The sequence below is a fragment of the Nocardia sp. CA-136227 genome (genome assembly GCF_050955695.1).
Lineage (GTDB): Bacteria > Actinomycetota > Actinomycetes > Mycobacteriales > Mycobacteriaceae > Nocardia.
The window spans coordinates 3338803-3353279 of sequence record NZ_CP192081.1 but is presented as its reverse complement, the minus strand read 5'-3'; the positions used below and the strand labels follow the sequence as shown (position 1 = coordinate 3353279).

Sequence of the window (14477 nt, the reverse complement as noted above, 5' to 3'; positions counted from 1 at the left end):
ATTACGTTCCCGAAGAACAGGAGTGGACAACCCAATGCGACGCGTTTTCGTCGTCGGCGTGAACATGACGCCGTTCGTCAAGATCGGTTCCCGCGAGTGGACCTACCCGGAGATGGTCGCCGAGGCCGTGAACGGCGCGCTGAAGGACGCGGGCGTCACCTATGACCAGGTGCAGCGCGCCGCGGTCGGCTACGTCTTCCAGCCCTCGGCCGCCGGTCAGCGGGCGCTCTACGACATCGGTCTCACCGGCATCCCGGTCGTGAACGTGAACAACAACTGCGCGACCGGCTCCACCGCGCTCATGTTCGCCCGCGAGTGGGTCGCCGCCGGCATCACCGATGTCGCCCTGGCCGTCGGCTTCGAGCAGATGACCAAGGAGGCCATGGCGGGCCCGGCCACCAAGCCGAAGGTCACCACGGTCGACCACCACCTGAAGGTGAACAAGGAACTCTTCGAGTTCTCGGCCGCGCCGATCACCACCCAGTTCTTCGGCAATGCCGCCATCGAGCACATGAAGCGCTACGGCACCACCCCCGAGCAGCTGGCCGCGGTCGCGGTGAAGAACCACCAGCACTCGACCAACAACCCGCTGGCCCAGTTCCAGGACGCGTACACCCTCGAGCAGGTCCTCGGCGACAAGCCGGTGCACGGCCCGCTGACCCGCTCGCAGTGCTCGCCCATGTCCGACGGCGCGGCCGCCGCGGTCGTGGTCAGCGAGGAGTTCGTGAAGGCCAACGGCCTCGAGGACCAGGCCATCGAGATCCTGGCCCAGGAGCTGGCCACCGACGACGGCACCTCCTTCTCCACCGGCTCCATGATCGACGTCGTCGGCGCGCCCATGACCCGCGCCGCGTCGTCGAAGGTGTTCTCGTGCGCCGGGATCACCGTCAACGACGTCGACGTGATCGAGCTGCACGACTGCTTCTCCATCAACGAGCTCATCACCTACGAGGCGCTGGGCATGTGCGGCGAGGGCGAGTCCGGAGCCCTGGTCGAGTCGGGCGCGACGACCTACGGTGGCACCTGGGTGGTCAACCCGTCCGGCGGCCTGATCTCCAAGGGCCACCCGCTCGGCGCGACCGGCCTGGCGCAGTGCACCGAATTGAGCTGGCAGCTGCGCGGACTCGCGGGCGACCGTCAGGTGGCGGGCGCGCGCACCGCACTGGCGCACAATCTGGGCCTGGGCGGCGCGGTCGTCGTCACCCTGTACGCGGCCCACACGGCGTGACCATCGGATGAATTGAGAACCCCATGAGTGCAATCGATCCCGACACCATGCTCCGGCTGCCCGTGCACAACGGGCACGCCCTGGTGGCCGGGCTGAAGCGGCATCGCAACCGTCCGGTGCTCACCCTCGGCGACCACATCCTCACCGGCGGTGAGGTGCTCGACGGCATGAGCCGCTACATCGACGCCTTCGCCGAACACGGCGTCACCACCGGCACCCCGGTCGGCGTGCTGGCCCTGAACCGGCCCGAGGTGCTGTTCACCATCGGCGCCGGTCAGATCGTGGGCTCGCGGCGCACCGCGCTGCACCCGATCGGCGGCCTGGACGATCACGCGTATGTGCTTGCCGACGCGGGCATTTCGACGCTGATCCTGGACCCGGTCCCGGCGTTCGTGCAGCGCGCCCGCGAACTGGTCGACATGGTCCCGACGCTGACCAAGATCCTGGTGCTGGGCCCGGTGCCCGAGCAGCTCGCCGACGTCGGCGTCGACATCCTGGCCGCCGCCGACAAGTACGAGCCGCGGGCGGTCGAGGCGACCGAACTGCTGCCCTCGGACGTCATCTCGATCAGCTACACCGGCGGCACCACCGGCAAGCCCAAGGGTGTCATCGGCACGGCGCTGACCATGAACACCATGACGCAGATCCAGCTCTCGGAGTGGGAATGGCCGACCCGGCCCAAATTCCTGATCTGCACCCCGCTCTCGCACGCGGGCGCGGCGTTCTTCCTGCCGGTCGTGCTGCTGGGCGGGCAGTGCGTGGTGCTGCCGCGTTTCGACGCGGGCGAGGTGCTGCGCGCGATCGAGGAGCACAAGATCTCGGCGACCATGCTGGTGCCGTCGATGCTGTACGCGCTGCTCGACCACCCGGACTCCAAGACGCGGGACCTGTCCTCGCTGGAGACCGTGTACTACGGCGCGTCCGCGATCGACCCGAATCGGTTGCAGGAGGCCATCGACCGGTTCGGGCCCATCTTCGCCCAGTACTTCGGGCAGTCCGAGGCGCCGATGGCGATCAGCTACCTGGGCAAGGACGAGCACGACAAGGCGCGGCTCACCTCGTGCGGCCGGCCCTCCACCGCGGTGCGCGTGGCGCTGCTCGACGGTGAGGACAAGCAGGTTCCGCAGGGCGAGGTCGGCGAGATCTGCGTCTCCGGACCGCTGCTCGCGGGCGGGTACCTGAACCTGCCCGAGGTCACCGCGGACACCTTCAAGAACGGGTGGCTGCGCACCGGTGACCTGGCGCGTCAGGACGAGGACGGGTTCCTGTTCATCGTCGGGCGTTCCAAGGACATGGTCGTCACCGGCGGGTTCAACGTGTTCCCCCGCGAGGTGGAAGACGTTGTCTCCGAGCACACTCTGGTGCACGAGGTCGCGGTCGTCGGCGTGCCGGATCCGCAGTGGGGCGAGGCGGTGACCGCGGTGCTCGTGCTCGATCCCGCCACCGCCGCCGATCCCGCCGCGGTCGAGACGGTCACCGCCGAGATCCAGGCCGCGGTCAAGCAGCGCAAGGGTTCCGTGCAGGTGCCCAAGCACGTGATCGTGATCGAGCGGCTGCCGTTGACCGGTCTGGGCAAGCCGGACAAGAAGGCGATCCGGGTGCTGGCGGCCGAGCGCCTCGGCATCGCCTGATCCCCCCGTGGGCGTCCGGCTAGGCGAACCTGCGGGTTCGGATCAGCCGGGCGCCCCGGCGGGCGCTGTCCACGCCCGCCTCCACCACGGCGCGGGTCACGAAGTGGCCCAACGCCGTTGCCACGAACACCGCGGCGATCAGCACCGGGGCCCAGTTCCAGCTCAACGCCAGCATCATGCGGTCGAAGGTGCCGCGCGGCTGCACCACCGGCTCCCACGAGTTCAGCCGCACCCAGCGGCCCAGGAAAACGCCTACCGCGCACAGCAAATGGACGGCGAGGGTCACCGGTGTCCGCCACGCCGCCAGTCCGCGCGCCTGCAGGAAGCGGCCCATCTCGGCCAGCACCAGGTAGTAGGCGACGAATCCGGACACGATGAACACGCCGTACACCGGCAGAATCGTCGTCACCACAGGGCCGTTGCCCGCGGCGCGGATGTCGTCGCGCAGATGCACCAGATCGGTCACCACGTACGGCGCGTTCGGCAGGAACAGCAGCAACAGCACGACACCGGCCCACCAGAACGGCGAAATCGGTAGTCGTCGTTCATCTTCGGGCGGGCGCCGAAACACCAGCAGCGCCAACGCCACCGGGATCCAGGCCAGCACGGTGTTCCACACCATCCAGAACAGATTGCGGTCCAGCACCCCCGCGAGGCTCGGCGCGACCGTTTTCACCGGGTCCATTGGTTCATGATGCCTTGTGCGGCGCGCCTCGGCCCGCGTGTCGAGGATGCCGCTCCGGCAACACGCCCGCGACCGACGCGCCCGTGGTTCTCTCGAAACTCTGGTCGACAGGTGGCGACCAGCTGTTTTACGATCGTATTATGCGGCCGTGGGATATGAGATTCCCGAGTGGGCCCTCGACGTTGCGGCCCGGCTCGGTATCGCGCCGGAAGAGGTCCTGCGGGTCCTCACCGGACCCGGCCGGCGCTGGCCGCGACCGGTGCGCGGGACGGGCGGACTACCCGCCCTCATGATCATCGGCCGCACCGGCGCCGGGCTGCCGCTCGCGGTGGTGGTTCGCCCGCTGTCGCAGTGGGACCAGCAGGTCATCGGCGTCCGGCCGGTGACCGGACGGCTTCTCGCCCAGTTCGAACAATGGGAGGCGGACCATGAGTGACCATCCGGACCAGGGGTACCCGAACACGGCGGCCGAGGCACGCGATTTCCTCGACAGCCTCACCTTCGACGAGGACGCCCCCGAACCCGACCTCCCCGGCCCCGACACCCCCGTCACGGTGCTGCGCACGGTCCGGCTCCCCTACGCCATGGATCAACGCATCCGCGCCGAGGCCGACCATCGCGGCGTCAGCATGTCCGACCTGATCCGCGACTTCCTCACCATCGAGCTGGCCGCCCTCGACGACGACACCCCCATCAGCCGCGCCGACGTCCGTCGCGCGCTGTCCGCCGCGCTGGCGAATCTCTCACCGGTCCACGGTCATCGGAGCTGACATGACGAATCGCCCGGGCACCTTCGTCGGGTGCCCGGGCGATTTCGGAAGCTGTGGACGTTAGGAGAACTTGATTTCGAGGCCGATCCCCAGAATGGAGATCAGCCAGATCACGCCGAGGAAGATGGTGATCCGGTCGAGGTTCTTCTCGACGACAGTGGAACCCGACAGGCTCGACTGCACTCCACCACCGAAGAGGCTGGACAGACCTCCGCCCTTGGCGCGGTGCAACAGCACCAGCAGCACCAGCAGCACGCTGGTGATAACTAGGAGGATATCCAGGAACATCCGCATACCGGAGAGTGTATGCGGTGCTCGCCAGTATCAACGAATCAGCCCTGGTCGCGCAGACGGGAAAGATCAACGCCGATCGATCGCCCACTCGGCGCGGTAGTCACGGTGGTCGGACCAGAGGGCCGCCATCTCGCGCACGGTCGGGCACGGCCAGGCCGCCGTGCCATCGCCGGAGGCGTCGTCGTCACGGCATACCGAACACCGGTGGTGCTCATCCGGCGCGTGCTCGCCGAAGATCAGCCGCAGCACGGCCACGTGCCGCAGCGTCTGTTTCGGGGTCAGCACGCCCGGCACGAACACCGCTGACGGGGCGGTGCGGCTGTGTTTGGGTCGCACGAGACGAACCCACTGGTATTCGATCTCGCGGCCGGAGTCCCGGAAGTCGTGCTCCAGTTGCAGCGCGAACTCCGCGGCTTCCTGCTGCTGCTCGAGTCGCCGGTCGATGAACCGCTCGATGGTCATCATCGCCGGACCATCCACAGCGCGGTCGCGACCACGACCAGAGCGGCCCAGATCACCCAATACAGCGAGGACGCGCCCGTGGCGACCAGCACCGCGGCGGCGATTGCGAGCACTACGACCGTGGAAGTGCGCATGATCGATTGTCTCTCACTACGCCCGATATGCCACGAAGGCCCGGGTCTGAAAGCTCGGTGATCACCGAATACATACTGCGAGAAGCGGATCCAGCGGCGGAAGTCCGGCGGCGCCGCGTCGGCCGCGGCACCGAGTGACCCCGGCCATCTTTAAGTGAAGCATGCATAATTCACTTTTCGGGATCGGTACCGTCCCGGGCTGGTCGCATTCTGATCGACCAAGGGAACAAGGCTGTTCTACATCTGGGGAGTACACAAGTGAAGAAGACCTGGTTGGCACTGCTGGTTGAGTAGCGTCACGAACTCGTCCGTGGGCAGAAGGCTGAGAGACTTGTCGTCGGACCGGACGGAGACAGCGAGCTCGATGTGACCGCCACACCATCGGTACAGATGGGGACTGGTCGGATACGGATCATTCCTGTACCGATGCGCGGCTACCGAGGCAAGAGTCAGCGCTGTCTCGAGTATGTCGAGGCCGTCGATCGGGGCTGCGTAGATACCGAGTTCGGCGGGGACGGTGAAAAGCGCGCCGACGCGCCCGATGACTGCCGGATACTCGTCGAGCCAAAGCGCATGCGCGCTCGTGTAGTCGTTGCCCGCGAGTAGGAACCAGGGCCCGGTTCCCTCAGGGAAGTCAGCTTGTTCGACTCTCAACGGTCCATCTGTCGACGTGTTCTGCTCGCCGAGCGCGAACACAGCATCTTCGTCGATTCCCCAGCGCGACAGTACTTCGTAGGTCACCGGCGAGATAGTGTGCACACCGCCGCAGAAGGTATGGAGCACCCTTCCTGCGGCGAAACATGCAGAGACACAAGAAGCACCGACCCGCGACAGGTCGCCGGTGTGGCGTGAAGCTGAGCGCGGTAGCGGGTGTGGCGGTAGGGTCTCGACGTCGGATGAGGAGTGAGCATGAGAGCGATCGCCGTCGTTGTGCTGTCCATTGCTGTGCCGCTGCTGGCGGCTTGCAACCCTGGGGGCGAGACGAAGTCGAGTTCGGCGTCGTCGACGTCGGCCACAGCGGATTCGGTGCACTGTGATGCGAAGGCGTGGCCGTTGGCGATGCCGGATCTGCGGGGGCAGCGGCTCGATGCGGCGCGGGCGGGTGATGGGGTGTGTTTCCTGTTCGCCTCGGCTACCGCGCCCGACGGGCGCAACGTTCTCGACGGCCAGGACAACTCGGCGTGGGTCGTGAAGGATCAGTCGCCTGATCCTGGCGCGCTGGTCGCCGAGAAGCAGCCGATCACCGTGACGGTCAAGTCGGCCGGCACGAAATAGGGTCTCCCGGCCTCGAGTGACGTAGGTCGGAGTCGAACCGACGTGGTTCCTGAGTGAAAATCAGGCTGCCCATCCCGACAGAGCAACTACGCCATGCGTCCGGCCGGATGGAATCGAACCACCTGTGCCCGAAGGCGGGAGGTTTACAGCCTCCGTGCACACCATGTGCTCAACCGGTTGGTGGCGGTGGTCGGATTCGAACCGACGACCTGTGGATTATGAGCCCACCGCGCTCCCAACTGCGCCACACCGCTCCAACGATCCGCCATTCGACGGACCTCGTGGAAGACAGAGAACTCGAATCCCAAGCCCTGAGGCTCAACACCGCTAGCAACGGGTTCCGGCCGGCCTGACCGGTTTATCTTCCATCGCGGAAAGCTGAGGAGTCGAACCCCCGGGACACAATGCCCGCCTCCGGTTTTCAAGACCGGCTGGCCTCCACAGGCCGGAACCTTCCGTTTCCGCCGCCGCTCGGTTGAGCTTGCGGTGTAATCACATTCGCAGGAGCGTGGAATGGCTGCAACTGATTTTCCGCGCACGCTGAGGGCGCGAAATTCGCACCGATTCGCCGTGGCTTGATGTCGCGGAGTTCGATGGCCTCGAGAAAGCGTGAGTGATCGGCAGCCGCCCTGCACGACCGGTTTGCCGGGAAGGTCGGGGATGTGGGGACACATCGTGCCAAGGTGTTGCTGAAAGGTGTACAGGCGTAGGGAATCAGCGCAGGGTCTGTGGGCGTGAAAGCCCATTCATTGCGATTGCTACGTCGTAGCCTTACCGCTCTCGCCGCTGCCACGCTCGGGGCGGCACTGATGTCCGGCTGCGGGCCGGCGTCATCGTCTCCGGCCGGTACCACCACTTGGCCAGTGACCACCTCGAAGGCGAGCACGACCGCGGTGCCGCCCAGTAGCACAACGACGGTGGCACCGACTACCGCCGCGGAGGTTCCGTCGCTCAGCACGGCAGCCGAACCCGCGGCACCCGCGCCTGTTCCGTTCGTGGCCCCGGCGCCGCAACCCACTGTGGCGCCGCCGCCTGCCGCAGCCCCGGCACCTCAGACGACCAATGCTCCGTCGGCGTATTACGGCAGTTGCGCTGAGGCCAAGCGGGCCGGAGCTGCGCCGCTGCGACGGGGTGATCCCGGGTATCGCTCCGCGCTCGATCGTGACGGTGATGGGATCGCTTGCGAGAAATAGGTTTCGGGGGAACCGGCGGTCGCCTCGGCCGCCGGTGACTTGGTCATCACAAGGAGCTGCGGACGTACTCCTTGAGTGAATCCCTCACGAACGCAGCACAGTTCGGGTTGCCGTAGGCGGCGGCGTAGTTCGGGTCGTCGGCGTACATGTCGGCCATGGCGGTGACCATGGCGATGGAGCGGTCTCGGTCGCCGTCGGCCACGGGGGTGCCGGGGATGGCCCGGAACCAGGCTATGTGGCGGGCGGCTTGGGACTGGGCTGGGGCGGAGGAGGGCGTATGGCCGGATTTCCAGGTGGTGATCCAGGTGGCGATCATGTCGTCGAGGTCGCGTTTCCATTCGCGTTGTTGTCGTAGGGATTTGGCGTGCCACCACTGGTTGCCCGCTTCGTAGGCGGCTTCGCCCCAGCGGGCGACGACTTCGTCTCGGTAGGGGTCGTTGAAGCCTTCGAGCATTATCTGCAGAGAGCCTTCGGCACCCGCGCGGGCGTCGAGGGTGTGTCGGAGAGCCCGGATCCGGTCGTCGAGCCGGGCCCGTTCGGCTTCCAGGAAGCGGAGGTGGGCCTCGAGCGCCACACTCTCGGAATCGGCGGGGTCGTCCTCGTCGGTGGGGCGGTCGAGGATTTCGGCGATGGTGGGGAGGCTCGAGCCGAGTTCGCGGAGCAGGAGAATGCGTTGGAGGCGGGCGACCGAGTCGGTGTCGTAGTAGCGGTAGCCGTTGTGGCCGACTCGGGCGGGTGGGAGGAGGCCGATCTCGTCGTAGTGACGCAGGGTGCGGCTGGTGATGCCGGCGCTGTCGGCCAGTTGCTGGATCGTCCACTCCATGAAGGTCTCCCGTTACTGTTTGCCGACCCAGTCGCCGTCGAAGGTGGCCGCCCACTCCTTGGCGTGGTCGAGTTCGGCCAGGCGGGGCGCGGTGAGGATGACGCGGTTGCCGTCGGGGTCGGTGATGGTGACATCGCTGGTGTACCACGCGGTGTCGGTGGGGCCGGTGACCGTCACGCCGGGGAAGGCGCGCTCGCGCAGGGCGGTGGCGAGGGTCGCGAGGTTCTCGTCTCCGGCGGAGAAGCTGACGGTGGTGCTGCCGGGGACCGGGTCGCCGGGGACGAGCAGCAGGTCCTGGTACTTCATGCGGCGCAGATGCACCACGACCGGGCCGTCGTCACCGGGAATGGTTGCCAGCGCGACGAATCCGGCGGCCTCGTAGAACGCCGTCGTGGCGGCGATGTCGCGCAGCTGGAAGGTCGCGAACATGGGCATGGGGTAGATGGTGCGGTCGATGGCGGGGTGTTCGCTCATGGGGTCGACGGTAGGAGTTGACGTAGCGGCAAGGTCAACTCGGCGGCGCGGTGTGCCGGGAGTAAACCGCCAGCATGTCCTCGACCACACGCAGCACGGTGACATCGAGATCGGGTCGCTGATACACCCCACGCACCACGGCCTCGCCGGAGAACAGGTGCAGCATCATGAAGAAGATGGGTTCACGCAGCTCGGCGGGGAAATCGGCGAGGACACCGCTGTGTTCGAGGGCTGCCACGATCTCGCGGTAGTAGTTCTCGGCGATGGGCGCCATACGGTCGCGCAGTTCGGTGTCGGAGCGGGCGGCCAGGAAGAGCTCGCGCAGCGCGTGGGTGAGGTTTGACTGCTGGGCCTGGCGCAGGAACCGCAGCGCGATGTCGAGCGGATTGTCCTGGGCGCCAAGCTGTTCCATGGTGACGCGGTAGCCGATGAGCTGGCGGGCGAAGATCTCCTCGGCGGTGCGCACGATCAGGTCCAGGCGGGTGTCGAACTGACGGAACATGGCCCCGGCCGATAGTCCGGCGCGGCCGCAGATCTCCTGCACGGTGGTGCGCTGGTAGCCGACCTCACCGATGGCCGCGATGGTGGCGTCCACCAGCTTGGCCACGGTGGCTGCCCGGCGCTCCTGCTGGGTGCGCCGCGGGCGGGAAACTTCGCTCACGACACCCCATCCTGCCCCGACAACACGGGCAGCAAACATCCGGCCCGGGGTGACCGTTGACACATTCGCCGCAGGCGGCATATGGTCGCCGCGCAACTTAGGAAATATCCACTCTCTTTCTTGGGCGGGTGGATACGCGGCCGCCGCAGCGGCGTGGAGGAGTGCGATATGACGGGGACCAGGACGATCGCGCGGGCGTGTGTGGCGATCGCGGCGGGGATGACCGTGGCGTTCTGCCCGGCGGGCGCCGATCCGGTGCCGGTGCAGCCGAATCTGCCGTTCCCGATCCCGCCCGCGCCGCCGTATCTGGATCCGGGCTTCTACCAACCGGATCCGGCGCGGGTGGCGGCCGCGCAGCCCGGGGAGATCCTGGCGGCGCGCCAGGTCACCCTCGCCAATGTGTGGCTGCTGCCGCTCAATGCCGATGCCTGGCAGCTGTCGTATCGCAGCACCAACACCCGCGGTGAACCGATCGCGGCGGTCGCGACCGTGGTCGTGCCGCATCGGCCCGCACCGAGCGGGCAGCGCGGGCTGGTCTCGTTCCAGATGGCCGAGGACTCCCTGTCGGTCAACTGCGCACCCTCCTACACGCTGCGCATGGGTTCCCTGCCCAATCCGCTGAATCCGGTGATGGAAGCCGAATTCGTGGAGGTGCAGGCCATGTTGCAGCTCGGGCACGCGGTGTTGATCCCCGATCACGAGGGCCCGAACGCCGCGTACGCGGTGGGTCCGCTGGGCGGGCGGATCACCCTCGACGGGATTCGCGCCGCGGAGCGTTTCGATCCGGCCGGCCTGCCGGGCACCGACACGCGAGTCGCGTTGTGGGGCTACTCGGGCGGCGCGATCCCGACCGCGCACGCCGCGGAGTTGCAGCCCACCTACGCGCCCGAGCTCACGCTGGCCGGGGCGGCGGCGGGCGGTCTGATGGCCGATATCCGCGCGGCCATCGACTACAACAACGGCACCTCGAGCTTCGGCGGTGCGGTACTGGGCGGCCTGTTCGGGGTGGCGCGGGAGTATCCGCAGGTGGATCGCTTCATCGCCGACCACATGAACCCGCTGGGCAAGGCCACTCGGCTGGTACACGAGAACCAGTGCGTGGCGCTGCAATTCGCGGCGTTCCCGTTCGTGAACATCAAGGGCCTGTTCGACTACCCCGGCGATCCGATGCTCGCGCCGGAGGTGCAGCCGGTGCTCGACGAGCTGAGTCTGGGCCATCGCGGGACGCCGATCGCGCCGCTCTATATCTATGAGGGCACTTTCGACGAGGTGATGCCGCTCAACGCGGTCGACAACACGTATGACATTTACTGCCACGACCCGAGCGCCCGCGTTCAGTACACGCGTGATCTGTTCAGCGAGCACGGCATCGCGGCGGTGTCGAATACCGCGAGCGCGGCGCTGTGGCTCGATGACCGCCTCAATGGCGTTCCCGCGCCGCAGGGCTGCCACAACCGCGATGTGTATTCCGGCATTCTGGACCCGGGTGCGGTCGCCGCGTTCGTGAACACGATCGGGCAGACCCTCGCGTCGGCGCTCGGGATGCCGGTGTAGCGGCCGTACGATCGGGCTCATGCCAGCAACCCGGGTTTCGATCCTGCTCGCACTGACCGCCCTGGCCGCCGCCGGATGTTCGTCGGGTGGCGGCGGAAACGACACCGCGCCCGCTTCGCTGAGCGGTCGCACGTTCGTGTCGACGGCGGTGTCGGGGACCCCGATTCCGGGCGGCGGGCCGTTGACGCTGACCTTCACCGAGGGCCGGGTGTCGGCGTCCTCGGGCTGCAATACCGCCAATGGTTCGGTCGACCTGCAGGGCAATACGCTGCAGGTCGGCGACCTGGCGTCGACATTGATGGCGTGCCCCGGCGATCTGGCGGGCGCGGACGAATGGCAGACCACGCTGTTGCGTTCGCAGCCCACCTGGACCCTGTCCGGCGACACGCTCACCTTGAAGGGCAGCGGCTCGACGGTGACCATGCTCGACCGCAAGGTCGCCCACCCCGACAAGCCGCTGGTCGGCACCACCTGGATCGTGACCACCCTGCTGCGCACACAGGCCAAGATCCGTTCGGCGACCCTCGACGAGGTCCGCCCCACCCTGACGATCACCCCCGACGGCAAGGTCTCCGGCAGCGCGGGCTGCAATCAGATGACCGGCACCGCCGCGATCGACGGCGAGGACGTCACCTTCGCCATCGCCACCACCCGCATGATGTGCGCCCCCGAGGTCATGGAGGTGGAGAAGCAGGTGCTGGAGGCGCTGGACGGAAAGGTCAAGGCCACCATCGATTCCGACGTGCTGACCTTGCGCAATGCGGGCAACAACACCGGAATCGAGTTGCGGGCCGAGTAAGGACCGGGTCCGCGCGAAAATCATTGTCGCCGGACGGTATCGGCGCGCTAGCGTCCGATTCCATGACGACAACGAGATTCCTGAATGTGGTGGATGTGGAGGCCACCTGCTGGGAGGGGCCCAATCCGCCGGGGCAACCCAGCGAGATCATCGAAATCGGGCTGTGCGTGCTCGATACCGTGACCGGGGAACGGGTGAGCAAGCACAGCATTCTGGTGCGGCCCGAGCATTCCACGGTGAGTGAATTCTGCACGAGCCTGACCACACTCACTCCCGAACAGGTGAGCACGGGCATTACTTTCGCCGAAGCGTGCGAACTGCTGCGCACCGAATTCCACGCCGATTCCCGGCCGTGGGCCAGTTGGGGCGATTACGACCGCAAACAGTTCACCGCGCAATGCCAGGGCACGGGTGTGCGCTATCCGTTCGGCAGCGCGCACACCAATGCCAAGCTGGCGTTCTCCGCGGCGCACGAGACCAAGCGTCGTTACGGCATGGCCGGTGCGCTGCGGCTGACGGGTCTGCCGTTGGAGGGGACGCATCATCGCGGCGGGGACGACGCCTGGAATATCGCTGCCTTGATCGCGGACCTCCTGGGCAAGGATTTGTGGCCGCACTGACGGTTCGTGCCATTGTCGGAAAACCCTGCGCAACAGGGTTTTCTATGCATGTCCGACCAACAACAGAACGTTGTGAAACAACCATTTTTTAGTGTTTCAACTCCGTGCCCCGGCGACCCTAATGTTCACTCACCCATCGAACACTAGGAAATCCATGGCACACAGAGTTACCGCCCGCGGCGTTGCCGCCTGCGCGGCAACCACCACCGCGGCGGGCGCGCTGGCGCTGTTCGGCGCCGGCGTGGCACAGGCGGATGCGGGAACCATCACCTGGAGCGACGGCTCCTCGCAGTTCACCCGGACCGTCAGCAACACCACCCCCGCCGAGGGCGACACCGTCACGGTCAGCACCAAGTTCGAGCGCACCAGCTGGACCGACGAGTTCATCTACAACATCAAGGACCGGCACGCGACGTGCCTGACCTACGTGGATGGCTCGGCGAAGATGACCGGCAACGACGGCGACTACCCGTACGCCAATCCCGAGGTCAAGGCCGATGAGGGCAATGGCAGCGGCTACGTGCGGGTGTCGTTCGGGGTCACCGAGTGGTCGGTGCAGAACCGCCCCGGATTCCACCGCTCCCCCATCTTCACCGTGCAGTACAAGGTCGGCCGCGACTGCGCTCGCGGTGTCGCGCTGACCAGCGGCATGGATTACGGCGGGTCGCTGGGTTCGGGCAACTACGGCACCAAGGGCCCCTCGATCACGGTCGGCAAGAACGCGAGCACCACCACCCTGGCCGCGGTGCAGAACGCGCGTGTCGGTGTCGCGACCACGCTGACCGCGACCGTCACCGGCGCCGCGGCGGGCGACCCGGTCGACTTCTACGACGGCACAACGAAGATCGGCTCCGGCGCGCTGGACGCGGCCGGGACCGCGACCTTCCAATGGACCCCCACGGTGAAGGGTGATCACACCCTGACCGCGCAGTACGCGGGCACCACGGCCGCCAACGGCTCGAAGTCCGGTCCGGTCACCGCGCAGGTGTCGGAGCAGAACGCGTCCTCGACGGTAAGCCTGGCCGCCGGTTCGGGCGCGCAGGTCGGCAAGGCGACCACGCTGACGGCCACCGTGAACCCGGCCGCGGCGGGCGGCACCGTCGAACTCCGCGACGGCGACACCTCCCTGGCGGTGGTCCCGGTCGGTTCCGACGGCACCGCCGCCTACCAGTGGACCCCGGCCACCGCGGGCGCGCACACCCTGACCGCGACCTTCTCCGGCCGTGACGGCGTCACCGGCTCCACCACGACCACCCAGGTCACCGTGGCCGACGCGCCGGTCCAGAACACCAACTCCACCACCACCCTGTCCCCGGTCTCGGGCGCGCAGGTCGGCAAGGCGGTGGCGGTGACCGCGACGGTGAAGCCCGGAACCGCCGGGGGCACGGTCACTTTCAAGGACGGCAACACCGTGGTCGGCACCGCGCAGGTCTCCGGTGACGGCACCGCCACCATCCAGTGGACCCCGGCCACCGCGGGCCAGCGCACGCTGACCGCCGAGTACTCCGGTCAGGGCACCGTGAACGCGTCCTCGGACCGGGCCTCGGTCGTGGTGGCCGCCGCCGCGGGCGGGGTCGATACCGGCAGCGGGACGGGCAGCCTCGGCTCCCTGCTCGGCGGTACCGGCTCGAGCAAGTAGCGGGGTGATGTCGCCGGGCGGTCCCCTCCCCGCCGCCCGGCGACATTTCCGGCCGGCGACATCTCCACGCGGCGACATCTCCACACGGCGACATCTCCACAAATGGTCCCCGCCCGCGCCGATTCGCGGCAGGCTGGAACGGACTGGCCGAGGGATCGGATGTTGCCGCAGGTAGCGCCGTTCCACCTCTAACCTGATCTCCCGGCGTACGCGACATATGGGCCACATGGGAGGG

General features: G+C 67.4%; 18 protein-coding genes and 2 tRNA genes. 10 read left to right on the top strand and 10 right to left on the bottom strand.

All coding sequences use genetic code 11. The features are described 5' to 3' along the window. The first annotated feature begins 34 nt into the window (after positions 1–34). Both ACQP06_RS15515 and fadD8 read left to right on the top strand, forming a co-directional pair. Entirely contained in the window at positions 35–1228 is a 1194-nt protein-coding gene (locus tag ACQP06_RS15515; protein WP_433672832.1) for a thiolase C-terminal domain-containing protein, read from the top strand. 23 nt (positions 1229–1251) lie between these two features. Continuing rightward, positions 1252–2859: a fatty-acid--CoA ligase FadD8 gene (fadD8, locus tag ACQP06_RS15510; RefSeq protein WP_433672831.1), complete on the top strand. Its 1608-nt coding sequence runs from the start codon at positions 1252–1254 to the stop codon at positions 2857–2859. A gap of 19 nt (positions 2860–2878) precedes the next feature. On the opposite strand, the gene ACQP06_RS15505 is transcribed toward fadD8, so the two are convergent. Further along, entirely contained in the window at positions 2879–3544 is a 666-nt protein-coding gene (locus tag ACQP06_RS15505; protein ID WP_433672830.1) for a DUF1361 domain-containing protein, read from the bottom strand. Positions 3545–3692: 148 nt separating this feature from the next. On the opposite strand from ACQP06_RS15505, the gene ACQP06_RS15500 reads away from it, so the two are divergent. Then, positions 3693–3980: a hypothetical protein gene (locus ACQP06_RS15500; protein WP_379280221.1), complete on the top strand. Its 288-nt coding sequence runs from the start codon at positions 3693–3695 to the stop codon at positions 3978–3980. Then, positions 3973–4314, top strand: a complete 342-nt coding sequence (locus ACQP06_RS15495) for a hypothetical protein (RefSeq protein WP_379280222.1) — start codon at positions 3973–3975, stop codon at positions 4312–4314. The genes ACQP06_RS15500 and ACQP06_RS15495 overlap by 8 nt, the downstream gene beginning before the upstream one ends. 60 nt (positions 4315–4374) lie before the next feature. Here ACQP06_RS15495 and secG read toward each other — a convergent pair whose 3' ends face one another. The 4 genes from secG to ACQP06_RS15475 all read right to left on the bottom strand — a co-directional run bounded on the left by secG (position 4375) and on the right by ACQP06_RS15475 (position 5945). Next, complete coding sequence (secG, locus tag ACQP06_RS15490; protein WP_154789531.1) at positions 4375–4608, bottom strand: preprotein translocase subunit SecG; 234 nt, start codon at positions 4606–4608, stop codon at positions 4375–4377. Positions 4609–4674: 66 nt separating this feature from the next. Then, entirely contained in the window at positions 4675–5073 is a 399-nt protein-coding gene (locus ACQP06_RS15485; RefSeq protein WP_433672829.1) for a DUF6221 family protein, read from the bottom strand. Then, positions 5070–5204 carry an LPXTG cell wall anchor domain-containing protein gene (locus ACQP06_RS15480; RefSeq protein WP_433672828.1) on the bottom strand — a complete coding sequence of 45 codons (135 nt, stop codon included), beginning with the start codon at positions 5202–5204 and terminating at the stop codon, positions 5070–5072. Before ACQP06_RS15480 ends, ACQP06_RS15485 begins: the two co-directional genes overlap by 4 nt. 237 nt (positions 5205–5441) lie before the next feature. Beyond that, positions 5442–5945: a hypothetical protein gene (locus ACQP06_RS15475; RefSeq protein WP_433672827.1), complete on the bottom strand. Its 504-nt coding sequence runs from the start codon at positions 5943–5945 to the stop codon at positions 5442–5444. A 168-nt stretch (positions 5946–6113) separates the two neighbouring features. Between ACQP06_RS15475 and ACQP06_RS15470 the strand changes: the two genes are divergently transcribed. Further along, entirely contained in the window at positions 6114–6479 is a 366-nt protein-coding gene (locus ACQP06_RS15470; RefSeq protein ID WP_433672826.1) for a PASTA domain-containing protein, read from the top strand. A gap of 17 nt (positions 6480–6496) precedes the next feature. Here the strand turns inward: ACQP06_RS15470 and ACQP06_RS15465 are convergent. Beyond that, positions 6497–6572 (bottom strand) — tRNA-Glu (locus ACQP06_RS15465). A gap of 85 nt (positions 6573–6657) precedes the next feature. Next, a tRNA-Met gene (locus tag ACQP06_RS15460) sits at positions 6658–6733 on the bottom strand. Positions 6734–7288: 555 nt separating this feature from the next. Between ACQP06_RS15460 and ACQP06_RS15455 the strand changes: the two genes are divergently transcribed. After that, positions 7289–7672 carry an excalibur calcium-binding domain-containing protein gene (locus tag ACQP06_RS15455; protein ID WP_433673338.1) on the top strand — a complete coding sequence of 128 codons (384 nt, stop codon included), beginning with the start codon at positions 7289–7291 and terminating at the stop codon, positions 7670–7672. A gap of 46 nt (positions 7673–7718) precedes the next feature. Here ACQP06_RS15455 and ACQP06_RS15450 read toward each other — a convergent pair whose 3' ends face one another. The 3 genes from ACQP06_RS15450 to ACQP06_RS15440 are packed head-to-tail and all read right to left on the bottom strand — an operon-like array spanning position 7719 to position 9630. Then, entirely contained in the window at positions 7719–8495 is a 777-nt protein-coding gene (locus tag ACQP06_RS15450; RefSeq protein ID WP_433672825.1) for a MerR family transcriptional regulator, read from the bottom strand. A gap of 12 nt (positions 8496–8507) precedes the next feature. Further along, positions 8508–8969, bottom strand: coding sequence for a VOC family protein (locus ACQP06_RS15445; protein WP_433672824.1), 462 nt, complete (start codon positions 8967–8969; stop codon positions 8508–8510). 34 nt (positions 8970–9003) lie between these two features. Next, positions 9004–9630 (bottom strand): TetR/AcrR family transcriptional regulator, encoded by a 627-nt coding sequence (locus ACQP06_RS15440; protein ID WP_433672823.1) that lies wholly within the window; start codon positions 9628–9630, stop codon positions 9004–9006. A 168-nt stretch (positions 9631–9798) separates the two neighbouring features. Between ACQP06_RS15440 and ACQP06_RS15435 the strand changes: the two genes are divergently transcribed. The 4 genes from ACQP06_RS15435 (at position 9799) to ACQP06_RS15420 (ending at position 14242) form a co-directional block, all read left to right on the top strand. Next, positions 9799–11184 carry a lipase family protein gene (locus ACQP06_RS15435; RefSeq protein WP_433672822.1) on the top strand — a complete coding sequence of 462 codons (1386 nt, stop codon included), beginning with the start codon at positions 9799–9801 and terminating at the stop codon, positions 11182–11184. A gap of 19 nt (positions 11185–11203) precedes the next feature. Continuing rightward, positions 11204–11983 (top strand): META domain-containing protein, encoded by a 780-nt coding sequence (locus tag ACQP06_RS15430; protein ID WP_433672821.1) that lies wholly within the window; start codon positions 11204–11206, stop codon positions 11981–11983. A gap of 62 nt (positions 11984–12045) precedes the next feature. Then, on the top strand, positions 12046–12603 hold the full coding sequence (locus ACQP06_RS15425) for an exonuclease domain-containing protein (RefSeq protein WP_433672820.1): 558 nt from the start codon (positions 12046–12048) through the stop codon (positions 12601–12603). A gap of 154 nt (positions 12604–12757) precedes the next feature. Next, complete coding sequence (locus tag ACQP06_RS15420; protein ID WP_433672819.1) at positions 12758–14242, top strand: Ig-like domain-containing protein; 1485 nt, start codon at positions 12758–12760, stop codon at positions 14240–14242. Positions 14243–14477 lie beyond the last annotated feature (235 nt).